The sequence below is a fragment of the Cephaloticoccus primus genome, from assembly GCF_001580015.1.
GTDB lineage: Bacteria > Verrucomicrobiota > Verrucomicrobiia > Opitutales > Opitutaceae > Cephaloticoccus > Cephaloticoccus primus.
The window spans coordinates 47,214-64,555 of sequence record NZ_LSZQ01000013.1 but is presented as its reverse complement, the minus strand read 5'-3'; the positions used below and the strand labels follow the sequence as shown (position 1 = coordinate 64,555).

At 64.4% G+C, this 17,342-nt stretch carries 13 protein-coding genes; 8 read left to right on the top strand and 5 right to left on the bottom strand.

Translation table 11 applies throughout. From position 1 onward, the window contains the following. The 4 genes from AXK11_RS01925 to AXK11_RS01910 form a co-directional block, all read right to left on the bottom strand. Window positions 1-1,196, bottom strand: a 1,196-nt coding sequence (locus AXK11_RS01925) for an MFS transporter (protein ID WP_068628793.1), incomplete at its 3' end; no start/stop codon positions are given. Continuing rightward, window positions 1,193-2,605 carry an efflux transporter outer membrane subunit gene (locus AXK11_RS01920; protein WP_197456756.1) on the bottom strand — a complete coding sequence of 471 codons (1,413 nt, stop codon included), beginning with the start codon at window positions 2,603-2,605 and terminating at the stop codon, window positions 1,193-1,195. The genes AXK11_RS01920 and AXK11_RS01925, both read right to left, overlap by 4 nt. Before the next feature lie 26 nt (window positions 2,606-2,631). Further along, entirely contained in the window at window positions 2,632-5,721 is a 3,090-nt protein-coding gene (locus AXK11_RS01915; RefSeq protein ID WP_068628788.1) for a MexW/MexI family multidrug efflux RND transporter permease subunit, read from the bottom strand. After that, window positions 5,718-6,833 carry an efflux RND transporter periplasmic adaptor subunit gene (locus AXK11_RS01910; RefSeq protein WP_068628787.1) on the bottom strand — a complete coding sequence of 372 codons (1,116 nt, stop codon included), beginning with the start codon at window positions 6,831-6,833 and terminating at the stop codon, window positions 5,718-5,720. Before AXK11_RS01910 ends, AXK11_RS01915 begins: the two co-directional genes overlap by 4 nt. 151 nt (window positions 6,834-6,984) lie before the next feature. Between AXK11_RS01910 and soxR the strand changes: the two genes are divergently transcribed. The 5 genes from soxR to sucD all read left to right on the top strand — a co-directional run bounded on the left by soxR (window position 6,985) and on the right by sucD (window position 11,122). Then, window positions 6,985-7,446, top strand: coding sequence for a redox-sensitive transcriptional activator SoxR (gene soxR, locus AXK11_RS01905; RefSeq protein ID WP_068628785.1), 462 nt, complete (start codon window positions 6,985-6,987; stop codon window positions 7,444-7,446). Window positions 7,447-7,498: 52 nt separating this feature from the next. Further along, window positions 7,499-7,690 carry a hypothetical protein gene (locus AXK11_RS09610; protein WP_156469139.1) on the top strand — a complete coding sequence of 64 codons (192 nt, stop codon included), beginning with the start codon at window positions 7,499-7,501 and terminating at the stop codon, window positions 7,688-7,690. Between the two features lie 205 nt (window positions 7,691-7,895). Further along, entirely contained in the window at window positions 7,896-8,354 is a 459-nt protein-coding gene (locus tag AXK11_RS09605) for a hypothetical protein (RefSeq protein ID WP_156469138.1), read from the top strand. 463 nt (window positions 8,355-8,817) lie between these two features. Then, the gene (sucC, locus tag AXK11_RS01900) at window positions 8,818-9,999 is read left to right on the top strand and encodes an ADP-forming succinate--CoA ligase subunit beta (RefSeq protein ID WP_068628783.1); all 1,182 of its coding nucleotides are present in this window, start codon (window positions 8,818-8,820) and stop codon (window positions 9,997-9,999) included. Between the two features lie 199 nt (window positions 10,000-10,198). After that, a complete protein-coding gene (gene sucD, locus AXK11_RS01895) occupies window positions 10,199-11,122 on the top strand; it encodes a succinate--CoA ligase subunit alpha (RefSeq protein ID WP_068628781.1) in 924 nt (307 codons plus the stop codon). A 54-nt stretch (window positions 11,123-11,176) separates the two neighbouring features. Here the strand turns inward: sucD and AXK11_RS01890 are convergent, their stop codons facing one another. Next, window positions 11,177-12,100, bottom strand: a complete 924-nt coding sequence (locus AXK11_RS01890) for a LysR family transcriptional regulator (protein WP_068628779.1) — start codon at window positions 12,098-12,100, stop codon at window positions 11,177-11,179. A 95-nt stretch (window positions 12,101-12,195) separates the two neighbouring features. Here AXK11_RS01890 and AXK11_RS01885 point away from each other — a divergent pair, with 95 nt between their 5' ends. From AXK11_RS01885 to AXK11_RS01875, 3 genes are all read left to right on the top strand, one after another. Further along, a complete protein-coding gene (locus AXK11_RS01885) occupies window positions 12,196-12,708 on the top strand; it encodes a MarR family winged helix-turn-helix transcriptional regulator (RefSeq protein ID WP_082780754.1) in 513 nt (170 codons plus the stop codon). A gap of 50 nt (window positions 12,709-12,758) precedes the next feature. Next, window positions 12,759-13,973: an efflux RND transporter periplasmic adaptor subunit gene (locus tag AXK11_RS01880; RefSeq protein ID WP_068628775.1), complete on the top strand. Its 1,215-nt coding sequence runs from the start codon at window positions 12,759-12,761 to the stop codon at window positions 13,971-13,973. A 223-nt stretch (window positions 13,974-14,196) separates the two neighbouring features. Further along, window positions 14,197-17,331 (top strand): efflux RND transporter permease subunit, encoded by a 3,135-nt coding sequence (locus AXK11_RS01875; RefSeq protein WP_068628774.1) that lies wholly within the window; start codon window positions 14,197-14,199, stop codon window positions 17,329-17,331. Window positions 17,332-17,342 lie beyond the last annotated feature (11 nt).

The window sequence follows — 17,342 nt, the reverse complement described above, 5'->3', positions numbered from 1 at the left end:
CCCAGGAGCGGCCAAGCCAGTCCGATGCCCACACCGGCCACGGTCAGCGCTCCCACCCAAAGCAGCACCATGCCCGCTCCGGCCTCCGTCACCTGTAGCAGGCCATACGCGAGCAGGCCTGTGGTTAACAACAGCGGGCCGATCCGCATCGCGCGGCTGCGGCCGCTCTTGCTCTGCACCGAGACGATGAAGATCTGCGCAACCACCCACGCCAGCGACAGCACTGCCCCCAGCAGCCCGGCGTACAGCGGGTTCAGACCTGCCAGCCGCTGACCGAAAAGCGGGATGAAGATCTCCACCATCACTCCCGCACTCAAGGCAGCCACCGTGAGGTACACCCACTTCAGCGCATTACCGCGGCGATAGGTCAGGTGCGGCAGGACGGTGTCGTGCTCGCGGCGTTCGACGATGACAAACAGGACAAAGAACACCAAGCCCACGCCAATCAGCCCCAAGGTTTGCCAGCCCACAGGCACCAGAGAACTGCAACTGATGGCGACCACAGCCATGATGAGCGGAATGAGCGAGGCGACTGGAACACGGGCACGGTGGCCGGAGCTCTGCACCTTGGAGAAGGCTCCACCCGCAATCAGCGCAAACAGCAGCGCGAACAAACCAAGCGAAGCGTAAGACCAGCGCCAGAGGCCGAGCTGAGCAAAGATGCCGCCCAGAGAGGGGCCGAACAAGGTGCCCAAGCCCCACATGGCCGACACGACGCCGGTGGCGCGGGCCCAATGCCGCTCGGGCAGCGCGGCGCGGATCACCGCGTAGCCCAGCCCGACCAATAAGCCGCCGCCCAGCCCCTGCACCACGCGACCGAGGATGAGCAGCTCCATCGTAGGGCTGGCCGCGATGAGTGCGCCGCCGAGCGCGAAGGCGGTGAAGGCAATGAAATAGGCGCGCGCGGGCCCGCGCCATCCCAAGGCACCGCTGACAAACAGCGAGGCGACAATCGCCGCGATGACGAACCCGGTCGTCACCCAGGCGTAGTATTGCTCCCCGCCAATATCTGCGGCGATGGAGGGCATGAGCGCCGCCGTGAAGTACAGGTTCATGGCGTAGAGCAAGACGCCGCTGGCCATGACCAGGACGATGGCGAGGTGCCGCCCGGACAGGAGATCGGCCCACCTGTCCGCAGAGGCGGGCGCGGCATGGGCAGGATGGGTTGCTTTGGCGTGTGTAGGGGTACTGTTCATAGCTGGACCTCCGAAATCGCTGTGCCATCGGCTTGCTGCCAGCCGAGCGCTTTGATCAGCGCGACGAGCTGGCTTTGCAGGCGGGTTTCCTCTTGCGCGATCTGCCCGCGCAGCTCCAGCAACGTGCGCTGGTTTTCCAGCACGCTTTGGTAGCTGCCGGAGCCTGCGCGGTAGCGTTTGTCGGCGAAGGTAAAGGCGGCCTGGGCGTGCTGTGCGGATTGCAGCAGCAGGGCGAGTTGGCGTTGTTGCTCGACGTAGCCAGTGACGGCGTTTTCGACCTCTTCTTGCGCGGTGAGCAGCACTTGCTCGTAGCGCGCGAGCGCGGCTTCGGACTCTGCGCGTGTACCGCGCAGGCGCGCGCGCGCATTACCCCAGCGCAGCCCGGGCCAGGACAAGTTGGGCGCGACCTGAAAAGCGCGTGAGGGGGCGCTGAAGAAGTCACTATCCCGCAAGGCGAAAAAGCCCAACATGCCGTCCAGGTTTAGCCGTGGGTACAGCTCGGCAGTGGCAGCGCCCACGTCCTCGACGCTGGCAGCCAGCAGGCGCTCGGCGGCGACGACGTCGGGCCGCGCCATGATCTGCCGATTCACGTCGCCCAGGGCGAAGGTCTTGTCCAGTGCGGCGAGGCGGGCTTGTGCCGGGTCGGGAAGCTGCGCTTGGCCGGGAGCCTGCCCGGCCAGGACATCGAGCCGCCAGCGAGCCTGTTGCAGGGCCGCGGTCAGGGGCGGGACGGCGGCCTCGCTGCGAAGCAGGTTGGCGCGCGCGTTCTCGTATTCCTCGGGCAGTCCGGCTCCGGCGCGGTGCCGCGCCTCGGCGAGGCGTACGGTTTCGCGCCAGTTGGCGATCGCCTCCTGGGCGACCGCCAGTTGGCGGCGGTAGCCCTGGGCGTCCAGCCACGCGCGCGTCACTTCGGCAGCGATGGACAGGCGGGTCATGTCGAGCAGGGCGGCACTGGCTTCAGCACGGGCCATTGCGGCCTGCTGCAGGCGATCGAGCCGGCGAAACAGGTCGATCTCCCACTGCATGTCGAAGCCCGCTTGCCAGGACTCGGACAAGGTGCGCTGAGGGCCGCCGCTGGCGGGTTGTTGCTGGATCCCGCGCGTGTAGCCCCCGCTGGTCGTGATCCCCGGTACGCGATCCCAGCGCCGCTCGTGGAAGATCGCACGCGCCGCCAGCAAGTTGGCTTGGGCCTGGCGGATGTCGTGGTTGTGCGTCAGCGCGGCTTCGATCCACTGGGTGAGCCCTTCGTCTTCAAAGAAGTGCCACCAGCTGGCCGACAGGGCGCTGCGACCGTTGGCCGCATATTCTGTCGCCTGAGGGCTGGCGAGCGTGACGGCTGGCGTATCGGGCTTGGTGTACTTGGGCCCGACGGAGCAAGCGCTCAGCAGGGCGACCAGTGCGGTTGTCATCCATAGGGGGTGATGTTTCCGGTTTCTCATGCGAGTGCTCCTTTCTCGGCCTGTGCGATATCGGCCAGTTGCTGATTGCGCAGGCTTACGATGCGGTGGTCGCGCGCCAGCCAGGTGTAGACGGTGGGCAACACAAACAGGGTAAACAGCGTCCCCACCAGCATGCCGCAGACGATCACCACGCCCAGGCCGAAGCGGCTGTTGGCGCCCGCGCCGCTGGCGAAGAGCAGCGGGAAGACGCCAAAGGCCATCGCACCAGTGGTCATCAGCACAGGCCGCAGCCGGATGCGGGCCGCCCGGATCATCGCCGCCTTGTAGTCGAGCCCTTCCTTGAGTTGCAGGCTGTTGGCAAACTCCACCATCAGGATGCCGTGCTTGCTGATCAGGCCGATCAGCGTCACGAGGCCGATCTGGGTGTAGATGTTCAGTGTCGCCCAGCCGAGCGCCAGTGGCAGCAATGCACCGCAGATGGATAGCGGCACGGTGATCAGGATGATGAGCGGGTCTATCAAGCTCTCGTACTGCGCGGCCAGCACCAGATAGATCACCACCAGCGCCGCGAGGAAGGCAAACAGCAGCGCGTTGCCTTCCTGCACATACTGGCGCGACTCAGACTGCCAGTCGTGGGTGAAGCCCGGCGGCAGGTCGGCGACGGCGCTCTCCAGAAAGGCCACCGCTTGCCCCAGCGATACACCGGGCGCGGGGATGGCCTGTAGTGTGGCCGAGTTTTGCTGGTCAAACTGGGTGAGGTGGTTGGGCGCGACCTGCATGTCCAGCGTCACTACGGTGGACAGCGGCACCAGCGTGCCGTCGCTCGTGCGCACGAACTGCCGGGCGAGCTCCTCCGGGGTCAGCCGCTGGTCGCGCACGCTTTGGGTAATCACGTCGTAGGAGCGGCCAAACAGGCCGAAGCGGTTGGTGTAGTTTTCGCCCACCAGAATATCCAGCGAGGCGGCGATGTCTTGCAGCGCAATGCCCAGGCTGGCGGCTTTGGCGCGGTCGATGTTCACCTGGACGATCGGGTTGTCGTACTCCAGGTCGCTGTCCACCACCACGAACAGGCCGCTCTCGCGGGCGCGTTGCTTCAGGCCCTCCATCGCCTCAAACAGCACCGGATAATCCTGCGCGCTGCGCAGCACCAATTGCACGGGCAGACCGCCGCTGCCACCGGGCAGAGGCGCGACCTGAAAGGCGAAGACGCTGATGCCCTCGACTTCGGCGGCTTGCTGCTGCAGGTCGGCGACGATGGCAGGCTCGGCGCGGCTGCGCTTATCCCAGTCGGACAAATCCAGACCGCCAAAGCTGCTCGCCGGGCCATTGGTACCGTTGATGATCCAGGTGCCGACGCCCTCGGGGATGCGCTGCATGATCTGCTCCAGCTTGTTGTTGAAGCGCTCGGCGTAGTCCAGGCTCACGTGCTGCGGCGCCTTGATGGCGACCAGCACTTCGGCCTGATCTTCGGCAGGGGCCAGCTCGCGCTTGGGCATCAAAAAGAGCGCCGGCAACGCTGCGCAGACCAGCAGCGCGAAGACGCCCGATATCCAACGATGGCGCAGCGAGCTCTCCAGCACGCGGCCATAGCGCTCGGCCAAACCGCCGAACACGTGCTCGGCGATTTTTTCCATCCGGCCCTCTTTTTGGCGGGTGCGCAGCAGCAGCGAGCTCATCACTGGCGAGAGCGTCAGCGCCACCACACCGGACACGATCACCGCCCCGGCCAGCGTCAGCGCAAACTCGCGGAACAGCGCGCCGGTCAGCCCGCCCATCACACCGATAGGCGCATACACGGCGGCCAGCGTCAGCGTCATCGCGATCACCGGCCCGGCGATTTCGCGCGCCCCCACCAGTGCTGCGGCCACCGGTGTTTTACCTTCTTCGATATGGCGGTGGACGTTTTCCACCACCACGATGGCGTCATCGACCACCAGACCAATCGCCAGCACCATGGCGAGCAGCGTCAGCAAGTTTATGCTAAAGCCAAAGGCCAGCATCAATGCCGCCGCGCCCAGCATCGACAGCGGGATGGTCACCACCGGGATGATGACCGTGCGCAGCGAGCCAAGGCACAGATAGATCACCAGCACCACGATGATGACGGCCTCCAGCAGCGTCTTCATCACTTCGTCGATGGACGCCTGGATGAAGCGGGCGCGCTCGTAGACCATGTCCATTTTTACGCCGGGCGGCAGGGTTTTCTGGACGTCGGGCATGCGCTGGCGGATGCCGTCCACGATGACCAGCGGGTTGCCCCGAGGCGTGGGGAAAATCGAAAGATAGACGGCCGGCTCCGCGTCCATCGTACCGCTGGTCTGGGTGGAGGCGGCGCCGAGCTCCACCGTGCCCACGTCGCGCAGCCGCACGAGACCGTTGCCATCGTTGCGGATGACCATGTCGGCAAACTCCTCCACGCTGGTCAGGTCGGAGTTTACCTGCACATCGGCCAGCACGTACTGCCCGCGAATCTGCCCGGGCGCGGCCTGGTAGTTGTTGCGGCGCACGGCGGCGGCCACATCGGCAGCAGTCAGCCCGCGGCCAGCGAGCTTGTCGGCATCCAGCCACAGGCGCATGGCCAGCCTCTGCCCGCCGTCCACTTGTACTTTGGCCACGCCCTCGATGCTGGAAAACAGCGGCTCCACCTCGCGCGACAGGTAGTCGGTGAGCTCGGGGATGGACAGGCCGCCCTTGCTGAACCCGACGTAGGCGACCGCTGTCGAGTCGCCTGCCGACAGTTCGATCACCGGATCGTAGGCCTGCGCGGGCAAGCGGTAGCGCACCTGGTTGACCTTGGCCATCGCCTCGGTCAGCGCCTTGGTGGAGTCGCGGTTGAGCTCCATGCGCAGCGTCACCGTGCTGCTGCCCTGCTGCGAGGACGAGGAGAGGTAATCGATGCCCTCGACCGACGAGACGGACTGCGCAATCGGCTGGGTGACGAAGCCCTGCATCAGCTCCGCCGACGCGCCGGGGAACTCGGTGTGGATGGTGATCGTGGAGGTTTCCAGCGTCGGGTACTGCCGGATCGGCAGCTTGGACAACGCGAATACCCCCAACAGCACCAACAGGCAACTAACCACCAGCGCCAGCACGGGCCGGCGCACAAAAATATCGGTGAAATTCATCGTGCACTCTCCTCGCTGTTCGCGGTGGCCGACTCATTCAGCGCATTTTGTGCGACAGGGACTACCTGCATGCCGTCGCTCAGTTTGATTTGGCCAGAGACGACGACTTGATCGCCCGCTTGCAGCCCCGAGGCGATCTCGACCTTTCCGTCCCAGCGCTCGCCCGTTTTGACTGCCACCCGCCGCACGCGCAGCGTCTGCGTCTCGTCGGGCGCCGCCACAAACACGCTTTGCCCGTAGGCCGTGTAAGTCACGGCAGTCTCCGGCACCGCGAGCACCGGGGTGGCTTGCGCACGCTTGACCCGCACCTTGGCAAACATGCCCGCTTGTAATGCGCCCTCATCGTTGGGCACGCGCGCTTGCACCCACACCGTGCGCGAATCGCTGACCAGCGGGTCAATCGCGGTAACTTCGGCGACAAACACCCGCTCCGGCCAGGCGCTGATCTCGACCTCCACCGGCAGGCCGGGCGAGAGTAGCGGCACGGCCTGCTCATCGAGCGCAAAGTTTACGTGCAACGCCGTAGCATCGACCAGGTTGGCGATGCCCTCCCCCGCATTCAGATACTGCCCCTCGTGCACGCGGCGCACGCCCACCACACCGGGAAACGGCGCGCGGATCGCCTTTTGCGCGATCACCGCCTCAATCCGGCGCAAGTCACCCAGCGCCATATCGTGGTCGGCCTGCGCGTTGTCCAACTGCTCCTGAGTCGCCACCTGCTCGGACAGCAACTGGTGGGTGCGCGCCAGCACTTTCTCGGCATTGCGCCACTGCGCTTGCAGTCGCAGGCGGTCGGCCTGCTCGGGCGCATCGTTCAGCTGCACCAGCAACTCGCCCTTTTTGACCGCCTGCCCCGAGGTAAACGCAATGTGAGTGATACGCCCGGCGGTCTCCGAAGCCAGCACCACCTGCCGCACGGCTTCGAACTCACCCACACCGTGAAAGGCACGCGGCGCATTCAGTCGCTCCACCGCCGTCAAGGCCACTTGGGTAACCGGCCAGCCGCCGCCACCATCAGCCGCCACGGCGGGCTTGCTTCCCGCAAGCCATATGATGCCGGCCACTGCGGCCAGTGTTGCCAGCCCCGCCAGCCATTTTACTTTAGTACGCATGTTTGGGTGCTCCTCGTCTGTTGTTGTTGGGATTCCGTGGCGGCGGTGTGAGCCGCGCCTCGATTGATTAAAAAAAGCCAGCCCGAAGGCTGGCAAAAGCGGTCTTGGTGTGCTTTAGAAACCTCAACCTAACTTAAGGTCAAGCGCGATCATGCACAAAAAAAACCCAATCGACTTCAGTCGCCAAATGACCGTGGGCGAGGTGGCCCACCGGGCGGGCGTTCCCGTCTCCACAGTTCATTTTTACGAGTCCAAGGGGTTGATCGCGAGCGACCGTAGCCCGGGTAACCAACGCCGGTTCGACTCTGTGGTGCTCCGCTACATTGCCGTCATCAAAGTCGCGCAACGCGCAGGAATTTCGCTGGAGGAAATCCACGAAGTGCTGGGCCGCTTCCCGCCGGGCAGCAAACTCACCGCCGCACAATGGCGCGGACTGTCCTCTCATTGGCGCGCGAGTCTCGACGAACGCATCACCCGCTTGACCCGCCTGCGCGACGAGCTCGACCACTGCATCGGCTGCGGCTGCCTGTCTCTGGACGCATGTCCCCTGCACAACCCGCAGGACAAGCTGGGCGAAGAAGGCCCCGGCCCGCGCATCCTCGAACGACCGTAGCTGCCCCACGCAGGGCCAGACTGGGTCAAGATTGCAGCGGGCTTTGTACAACTTGAATGTCGCCCTTACTGAATATGAAAACAAACGCCGCGATGCAGCCCGCAATCTCACCTTGGCAAACCGGAAACGTGAGCGCGAAGAATGGGCAGCCGCCGCTGTAGAAACCAATATGAAACGCGCAGCTATAAATAGTATAACGAGTGACTACGATCGCAGCACGGCAATTTCCCGCGAAGCATCATAGATTTTATTCAAAGTCACAGCATGGGAAACGATCTATGCCTGGAGATCTTTCGCTCCTTTCGTTAATGCCCCGGCTTCGATGGCGTGGTTTGGGACCTCACCTTTCTCCGAAAAAATTAATAAATAATCCGGAATGCAAAAGTTTTAAGTAATGCATGGAGTCCCATCGACTTTCATGGGTGATGCCATTTCTACGAGTCTCACTTATGATGCAACACGATCTCTCCTGTTGGCCGTTGGTACTGTCTGTCTCTGCTGGCAAACCCAGTCTAACAGACTTGCACGACTATTCTGCAGCTTGGACAGCGTGGCTCGACCGTGGCGAACCCTTTGTCATGCTGCGCATCCTGCAAGACAGCGCGGCGAACAGCCATCCTCCTGGTGGTTCGCGCGAAGGCCAAAATTGGTTCAAAGCTGAGACTGAACGATTCTCATCCTTGACGCTAGCGCTGGCTGCCGCAGCGCCACCAGAAGTAGTGCTCAAAAAAAACAGGATAAAGGGCGGTATGCAGCGCGGAGTGCCAACCCGGGCATTTGAGCAGGTGGAAGACGCTTTGGACTGGCTGCTCCCCCATCTCCAAAAAAAGTATGAAAAGCTGGATATCGCCGCCCTCAAGATACGAGCACTGGACTGGTGTGCAGCCTACCCGATTTCACCAGATTAAGAGCGAGGTCCAACGAGGATTCTTCCCCTGCCGCGTTGAAGGCTCCCTCAGGGGTTGAACTACCGGCCTCTCCTCACCAAGTCGTGTTAACACCTGAGTAGAAGTGGACAGTTGTGGTTGTGGATTATGCTGGGCGGGGAGCAACTTTCCCGAATTGGGCGCCTGTTGTCGGATCAGCGTGGCAATGTCCGGATCTCCAACCTGCAATTGCTCAATGCGATTTTGTTTGTGGTGAGCAATGGCTGTAAGTGGCGCTCGCCACCAGTGAAGCGGTCTGTAACCGCAAGCCGCCAACGAGCCGCCAGTTGGCAGCTCGTCAGTTCACGCACAGTAGAGAAGAACACTTCGCCCGCATGCGAGGCGCAGGGCCGCTCGGGCACGGCGCAGAAATTTGCCCGTGAGAATTTGGCTGCTTTGCGCGGCCAGGTCACCCAGCCTCCCCGGCCTTCCCCACTCACCGCACATGAATATCCACGAGTATCAGGCCAAAGCCCTCTTCGCCCAATTTGGCGTCCCAGTCCCTGCGGGCGTACCCGCAACGTCCGAAGCGGAGTTCCCCGCCGCGCTGGCGCAGCTCCCCGAAGGCCCTGTCATGGTGAAATCGCAAATCCACGCGGGCGGGCGCGGCAAAGGCACTTTTACCGACGGCTTCCAGGGCGGCGTCAAATTTTGCAAGACCAGGACCGAGGCCGCCGAGCTCGCCGCCCGGATGCTCGGCAATACCCTCGTCACGCTCCAGACCGGCCCCGCTGGCCGCAAGGTGCAGACGATCTACTTCACCGCCGCCAGCGACATTAAAAAAGAGTACTACCTCGCCGTCCTGCTCGATCGCGCCAGCTCGCGCCCCGTCATCGTCGCCTCGACCGAGGGAGGCGTGGAGATCGAAAAAATCGCCCACGAGACACCGGAAAAAATCACCAAAGTCTTCGTCGACCCCGCCTACGGCCTCGCCGATTTCCAGGTCCGCGAACTCATCGCCGCGCTCGGCCTCAGCGGCAGCGAAGCCAAGAACGCCGCCAAGCTCCTTAAAAACCTCTACACCTGCTTCTGGGAAACCGACGCCTCGATGGTCGAGATCAACCCCTTGATCACCACGCCCACCGGCGAAGTCCTCGCCCTCGATGCCAAGGTCTCCTTCGACGACAACGCCCTGTACCGCCACCCCGAACTCGTCGCCCTGCGCGACCTCAACGAAGAAGACCCCAAGGAGATCGAAGCCTCCAGGTACGACCTCGCCTACATCGCGCTCGACGGAAACATCGCCTGCCTCGTCAACGGCGCCGGCCTCGCCATGAGCACAATGGACATCATCAAACACTACGGCGGCAACCCCGCCAACTTCCTCGATGTCGGCGGCGGCGCCTCGAAGGACAAAGTCGTCGCCGCCTTCAAAATCATCCTCGGTGACGCCAATGTGCGCGGCATCCTGGTCAACATCTTCGGCGGCATCATGGACTGCAACGTCATCGCCGAAGGGATCGTCGAAGCCGTCCGCGAAGTCGGGCTCACGCTCCCGCTCGTCGTCCGGCTGGAGGGCAACAACGCCGCCCAAGGCAAAGCCACCCTCGCCGCCTCCGGCCTCTCCCTCACCCCCGGCGACAGCATGGCCGACGCCGCACAGAAAATCGTCAAGCTCGTCGCCTAGCGCGCCACCGCGCCGCGCAAAATCGGGCCCGCGCGCGAGCTGACGCGACATCAACACACACCACGCACGCCGACCTCCCGCCCCTCTCCGCACACCGCGCCAGCCTCGCCCAAACCCGTCGCCGCCTCCGCCGCCTCGCCGCGGCTACCGCCCACAAACCAACCCGCCCTCCCTCGTCACTCACTCTCCATTTTTCCTCATGGCCATTCTCGTCACTCCCGAAACCAAAATCCTCGTCCAGGGCATCACCGGCGCCTTCGGTGCCAAGCACGCCCAACTCTCGCTCGACTACGGCTCCCAGGTCGTCGCCGGAGTCACCCCCGGCAAAGGCGGCCAGGTCTTCGAGCACGCCGGCCACCGCGTCCCCATCTTCAACTCTGTCGCCGAAGCCGCCGCCGCGACCGGCGCGACCGTTTCAGCGATCTTTGTCCCACCGCCCTTTGCGGCCGACGCCATCCTCGAATGCACCGCCGCCGAGCTCGACCTCGCCGTCGCCATCACCGAGGGCATTCCCGTTAAAGACATGGTCCGCGTGAAACGCGCCATGCAAGGCCGCAAGACCCGCCTCATCGGCCCAAACTGCCCCGGACTCGTCACGCCCGGCACAGGAGACGGCTCGCGCGGCGGCTGCCGGATCGGGATCGCCCCCGGCTACATCCACCGCAAAGGCCACGTCGGCATCGTCTCGCGCTCCGGCACCCTCACCTACGAAGCCGTCTACCAATTCACCACTCGCGGCATCGGCCAGTCGACCTGCGTCGGCATCGGCGGCGACCCCGTCAACGGCACCTCGCACCTCGACGTCATCAAACTGTTTAACGACGATCCGGACACCCACGCCATCATCATGATCGGCGAAATCGGCGGCAGCGCCGAAGTCGAAGCCGCCCGCTGGATCAAAGCCCACTGCCGGAAACCCGTCGCCGGCCTCATCGCCGGAGCCACCGCGCCCGCCGGACGCCGGATGGGCCACGCAGGCGCCATCGTTGGCGGAGCCGAAGACACCGCCGCGGCTAAAATCGCCGTCTTCAAGGAATGCGGGATCGAAGTCGCCGAAACCCCCAGCGACATGGCCGACGCCCTCATCCGCGCCGCCACCGCCCGGGGAATCACCCTGAGCTGAGGGGGGCTTCCCGCGGATCACGCGCTGCTCATTGGCACGGTCTCCGACCGATTCTTATTTGGCGAGGGCCTCCCCTGAGCGTCCGTAGCCTTTGCAGGTGCTGCGCAGGGTGCTCAGGAAGTTTTGCAGGATTTGGGATTCGATGCCTCGGCGCCACACGGCAAATACGTGTGCGGTCAGGTCTTCGCCCTCTTCTTTGATCGGGCGGTAGACGACGTTGTCGGTGCCGCGCGCGAGTGGCAGCAGGATCGAGACGCCGAGGCCGCTCTCGATCATCGCCATGAGCGACTCAAAGCTGCCTACCCGCCGCAAGGGTCGATGACGGATGCCGCGCGACGCGAAGATTTCGTGAAGGTATTGCTGGTGCCTCGCCTGCCTCCCGGGCTCGCCGACAGTCAAGAGCGACTCCATCGCCAGGTCGTCCAGCGAAATGGAGGGGTGGCTCGCGAGTGCATGCTCGCCATGCATCACAACACCGGGTCGCGTGCTCAACACCTCCACTGCCTCCAGAGCAGGGGGGAGTGCGAGGCGCCTCTCCGCCATGAAGCCCAGGTGGACCTTTCCGGACTGCAGGTTCTCGAGCTGGTCGTACACTCCTGTCTCGATCAGATTAACCTCGACCTGTGGATAGCGCTTCCGAAAGAGCGACAGGGCCTGCGGCAGGAAGCACGCGGTGATCGCGCCGAGGTTGCCGACGTTGAGCCGCCCTGCGCTGCCGCTCGCTGCGTCCTGCACCGCGGCCTCGGCCATTTCCACGCGCTCCAGAATATCGCGCGCCTCGTCGAGCATCACCGCGCCCGCGTCGGTGAGCCGCACACCGCCCGTATTGCGGTGCAGCAGCTTCACCCCGAGGCGGTCTTCCATTTGCTGGATCTGCTTGCTCAATGCGGGCTGAGCCACGTGGAGCCGCTCCGCCGCCCGCCTGAAGTTCAGTGCCTCTGCCACCGCCACGAAGTAACGCAAGTGCCGCAGTTCCATAAATGGGCCCTGATAACTTTTAGAGATCAGTCTGCAAGCAACAAAGTCATACAACGAGATCAATTTTCAGCTACTATCGGCGCCTTTTCCGCTCCATGCCTTCTACTGCGACTCACCAGCCTGCCCGTGAACTACTCTTCGAGGCAGCCCGCGCCGACACCACTGGCCAATCCGAGCGGCGTTGCAAGACGCTGTTCTCACTCGTGGACAGCGCGCAAGCGCTGGAGCGACGACTGAAGCGCGAGCTCGCGCTGTGCGAAGTCACCGAGCTGGGCTTCGTCCTCCTCGCCCAGGTTATTCGCCAAGAGCCTGATGCGCTGACACCTAGCGAAGCCGCGCACAAGCTCCACCTGCCCCGCCCCGCGATCTCGACGATTCTCGGGCGGCTCGAGGTCTCGGGCCTGATCCGGCGCGAACGCTCCTCGGACGACCGTCGCTCGCTCTCCATACGTATGACGGAGAAAGGCCGCCGCGTATTCGAGGGCGCCATCGCCCAGTGCCTGCAGATGGTCAACACCCTCATGTCGCACGTCGATTCGCGGGAGCTCTCCCAGCTCGACGATACCTGTTCACGTCTCAGACAACATTTTTTGGAAAACAAAAACTAACCTGATCACACACGCACACGAATCAAGTGACCCACAGTCCCTCCCTTAATATGTCGTCTCCTCAACATCCCCGCCCGAAGCGCTTCGCTCCTCGCAACCTCGCCCTGCTCGGGCTCGCCGCCCTCGCCTTGAGCGGTTGCGGCAAAAACCAGCAAGGCGGCGGCCCGGGAGGCCCGGGCGGTGGCTTCCCCATGCTGGAGTCTCACGTCCTGACGGTCGCCACGCAGCCGGTCACGCTCTCGCGCGAGCTCCCCGGGCGCACCAGTGCGTACCGCGTGGCCGAGGTGCGCGCCCGCATCACGGGCATCGTCCTCAAGCGCCACTTCACCGAAGGGGCGGATGTGCGTGCCGGCCAGCTCCTCTTTGAGATCGATCCGGAGCCTTACCAGGCGACGCTCGACAGCGCACGCGCCAACCTCGCGCGTGCCGAGGCCAGCCTCTTCTCGGCGCAGGCCCAGGCCCGCCGCTACAAGGACCTCGTGGGGACGGACGCCATCTCGCGCCAGACTTACGACAATGCCGAGGCCGACGCCAAGGCGCGCGCCGCGGATGTCGCGGCGGCACGCGCGGCTGTGCGCAGCGCCGAGATCAACCTGGGCTACACGCGCGTCGTCGCTCCGATCTCGGGCCGGATCGGCCGCGCCGAAGTCACCGAGGGCGCCTATGTGCAGCAGGCCCAGGCCACGCTTCTGGCCACCATCCAGCAGCTCGACCCGCTCTACGTGGACTTGAGCCAACCAGCCGAAGACGCACTCCAGCTCAAGACGGCTCTGGACAGTGGCCTGCTCAAAAAGAACGGATCGAGTACAGCCAAGCTCACGGTGCTTTTTAACAACGGCGAGACCTACGGGGAACGCGGCACGCTGGCGTTCTCCGACGTCACGGTGAGCCCGACTACTGGCACCGTCACGCTGCGCGGCACCGTGCCCAATCCGCATCTGAGCTTGCTGCCCGGGATGTTTGTCCACGCGCGTGTCGAAGAGGGCACCAAGCCCGACGCGATCCTCGTCCCGCAATCGGTCGTTACGCGCAATGCTCTCGGGCAGGCCACGGTACTGGTCATTGAGGAGGGCGGCCCCATCGGCACCGTTGCCGGACTTCGCGTGATCGAAGTCTCGCGCACGGTCGGGAGCGACTGGCTCGTGACTGGTGGGCTGCAGCCGGGCGACCGCGTCATCCTCGACAATCTGCAAAAGCTGCGGCCCGGCGTGCCGGTAAAGCCGCTCCCTCCGGCTGGCCCGAGCGCAGCTCCCGCAGCCCGGTAAGCCGCCCGCGCGGATTTATTAATCACAACGCACGAGCGACTCGTGGCTCTGCGCGGCGGCGACCCGACACCGCTATCCGCCCTCCCGCCCCGCACGCCCCTCCCGCCGCTTCGCCCGCCACAGCGCCGCCGCACCTACCAGCCCGCCGCCGTTCGCACTTAACTTCCCACACGTCCACTTAAACCCAGGCCGGATTCCGGCTCCTTAATTTCTAAAAAAACTCATGGCCCGTTTCTTCATCGACCGACCCGTCTTCGCGTGGGTCATCGCCATCGTCATCATGGTCGCGGGGGCTGTCTCGATTCTTGAGCTGCCCGTCGCCCAGTACCCGAGTATCGCGCCGCCGCAGATCGCCATCCAGGCGAGCTACCCCGGCGCCTCCGCCAAGACACTGGAGGACTCTGTGACGCAAGTCATTGAGCAGCGCCTGAACGGCATCGACCACCTGCGCTACATCGAGTCGACCAGCGACAACACGGGTAACGTCAGGATCAACATCACCTTCAACGCGGAGGCCGATCCCGACATCGCGCAGGTGCAGGTGCAGAACAAGCTCGCGCTGGCCATGCCGCTGCTCCCGCAGGAGGTGCAGCAGCTCGGGGTGCGCGTCACCAAGTCGGTGCGAAACTTCCTGATGGTCGTCGGCTTCGTCTCGACCGACGGCAGCATGCAGGCCTCCGACATCAGCGACTTCGTCATCAGCCGCGTGCAAGACCCGATCAGCCGCGTCCCGGGCGTCGGCGAGATCCAGGCCTTTGGCTCGGCCTATGCGATGCGCATCTGGCTGGATCCGGCGAAGCTGACGCATTTCTCGCTCATGCCTGGAGACGTGGCCGGTGCCATCCGCGCGCAAAACGTGCAGGTCTCCGCCGGAGCGCTCGGCGCGATGCCCGCCGCCAAAGGCCAGCTCATCAATGCCACCGTTAACGCGCAGGCGCGGCTCGAAACGCCCGAGCAATTCGAGAACATCCTGCTCAAGGTAAACTCCGACGGCTCTCAAGTGCGGCTGCGCGATGTCGCCCGCGTCGAGTTTGGCCCCGAGTCCTACGAAATCGCGGGCCGCTTCAAGCGCATGCCCGCAGCCGGTATGGCCGTGCGGCCCGCCACGGGAGCCAACGCGCTGGAGACGATTGCGGGCATCCGCGCCAAGCTCGCCGAGCTCCAGCCCTATTTCCCCGAAGGCATCGAGATCGTCTACCCGCTCGATACCTCGCCCTTCATCCGCATCTCCATCACCGAGGTCGTCCACACGCTCGTCGAGGCCGTCATCCTTGTGTTTTTGGTGATGTACCTGTTCCTGCAAAACTTCCGCGCGACGCTCATCCCCACCATCGCCGTGCCGGTCGTGCTGCTCGGCACCTTCGGCATCATGGCCGCCGCCGGTTTTTCCATCAACACGCTGACCATGTTTGGCATCGTGCTGGCGATCGGGCTGCTGGTGGACGACGCCATCGTCGTCGTCGAAAACGTCGAGCGCGTGATGACCGAGGAGGGGCTACCGCCGCGCGAAGCGACGCAAAAGTCGATGCAGCAGATCATCGGCGCCCTTGTCGGTATCGCGCTGGTGCTCTCCGCCGTGTTTGTGCCGATGGCGTTTTTCGGCGGCTCGACGGGGGCGATTTACCGGCAGTTCTCGATCACGATCGTCTCGGCGATGGGCCTCTCCGTCCTCGTCGCCATCGTGCTCACGCCCGCGCTGTGTGCGACGATCCTGAAGCCTATCGCCAAGGGTCACCACTACCACGACACGGGCTTCTTTGCCTGGTTTAACCGCATCTTTGATCGCGGCACCGACCACTACGTCAACAGCGTCGGCGGCATCATCCGCCGCAAGGGCCGCTTCATCGTCGTGTACCTGCTGATCGTCGGCGCGCTCGGTTGGGCCTTCAAGCACGTGCCCACCGGCTTCCTGCCCGACGAGGATCAGGGGCTCCTCTTCACCCAGGCGCAGCTCCCCTCCGGCTCGACCTACGAGCAAAGCCTCGCCGTCCTCAAGGACATCGAGGACCACTACCTCGAAGCGGAGTCCGAAAATGTGGAAGGCCTGTTCGGCGTCGTCGGCTTCAGCTTTTCGGGCTTTGGGCAAAACCAGATACTCTCCTTTGTGCGGCTCAAGGACTGGGACGAGCGCAAGCGCCCCGACCAGGCCGTGGCTGCAATACAGGGGCGTTTCCTGCAAAAATTCCTCCCGCGCAAAGACGCGATCGCGGTCGCCTTCATGCCGCCCGCCGTCATGGAGCTGGGCACGGCCAACGGGCTGGACTTTCGCCTCACGGACAACGCCGTCCTCGGGCACGATGCGCTCACCGCCGCGCGCAAACAGCTCATCGAGCTGGCCAACGCCGACCCGCATTTCATCAACGTGCGCTCCAACAGCATGGACGATACCGCGCAGTTCAAGATCGATATCGATCACGAAAAGGCAGCGGCACTGGGCATCTCGCTCAGCGACATCAGCAGCACGCTCGCCAGCGCATGGGGCTCCGCCTACATAAACGACTTCATCGACCGCGGGCGCACCAAGCGCGTGTACCTGCGCGGCGATACTCACTCGCGGATGCGGCCCGAGGATCTCGACCAATGGCACGTGCGCAACAACCGCGGCGAGATGGTGCCCTTTAGCGCCTTTGCGAGCAGCTCCTGGCAGCTCGGCCCCACGGCGCTGGAGCGCTTCAACGGCATCCCCTCCACCTCCGTGGCGGCGATTCCCGCGCCGGGGGTTTCCACAGGGGCCGCCATGCAGGCCATTACCAAGCTCGCCCAAAAACTGCCGGACGGCTTCGGCATCGAGTGGGTAGGCCTCTCTTACGAAGAGCGCAGCGCGGGCAGCCAGGCCCCCGCGCTCTACGCGATCTCGATCCTCGTCGTCTTCCTCTGCCTGGCGGCGCTTTACGAAAGCTGGTCGGTGCCTGCCGCCGTGATGATGATCGTGCCCCTGGGCGTCATCGGCACGCTCGCCGCCGCCATGCTGCGCGGCATGCCCAACGACGTGTACTTCCAGGTCGGGCTGCTGACGATCGTCGGCCTCTCCGCCAAGAACGCCATCCTCATCGTCGAGTTTGCCAAGGCGGGTTTCGACAGCGGCATGAGCCTGATCGACGCCACGCTGCAAGCGGCCCGACAGCGGCTGCGGCCCATCCTCATGACCTCGCTCGCCTTTGGCCTCGGCGTGCTCCCGCTCGCCATCTCCACCGGTGCAGGCGCGGGCTCGCGCAACGCCATCGGCACCGGTGTGTTCGGCGGCACGCTCACTGCCACCGCGCTGGGCATCTTCTTTGTCCCGCTCTTCTTCGTCGTCATCCTGCGCCTCTTCCGCGTCCAGCCCAACACCCTCACCGCCAAAAAGGAGGACTCCTGACAATGGCTCCC

Coding starts and splice junctions, on each gene's coding strand:
- AXK11_RS01885 (WP_082780754.1), top strand. CDS start 12,196: ATGCCTTCTACTGCGACTCACCAGCCTGCCCGTGAACTACTCTTCGAG.
- AXK11_RS09605 (WP_156469138.1), top strand. CDS start 7,896: ATGATGCAACACGATCTCTCCTGTTGGCCGTTGGTACTGTCTGTCTCT.
- sucD (WP_068628781.1), top strand. CDS start 10,199: ATGGCCATTCTCGTCACTCCCGAAACCAAAATCCTCGTCCAGGGCATC.
- AXK11_RS01910 (WP_068628787.1), bottom strand. CDS start 6,833: ATGCGTACTAAAGTAAAATGGCTGGCGGGGCTGGCAACACTGGCCGCA.
- AXK11_RS01920 (WP_197456756.1), bottom strand. CDS start 2,605: ATGACAACCGCACTGGTCGCCCTGCTGAGCGCTTGCTCCGTCGGGCCC.
- AXK11_RS01875 (WP_068628774.1), top strand. CDS start 14,197: ATGGCCCGTTTCTTCATCGACCGACCCGTCTTCGCGTGGGTCATCGCC.
- AXK11_RS01890 (WP_068628779.1), bottom strand. CDS start 12,100: ATGGAACTGCGGCACTTGCGTTACTTCGTGGCGGTGGCAGAGGCACTG.
- AXK11_RS01915 (WP_068628788.1), bottom strand. CDS start 5,721: ATGAATTTCACCGATATTTTTGTGCGCCGGCCCGTGCTGGCGCTGGTG.
- soxR (WP_068628785.1), top strand. CDS start 6,985: ATGCACAAAAAAAACCCAATCGACTTCAGTCGCCAAATGACCGTGGGC.
- AXK11_RS01880 (WP_068628775.1), top strand. CDS start 12,759: ATGTCGTCTCCTCAACATCCCCGCCCGAAGCGCTTCGCTCCTCGCAAC.
- sucC (WP_068628783.1), top strand. CDS start 8,818: ATGAATATCCACGAGTATCAGGCCAAAGCCCTCTTCGCCCAATTTGGC.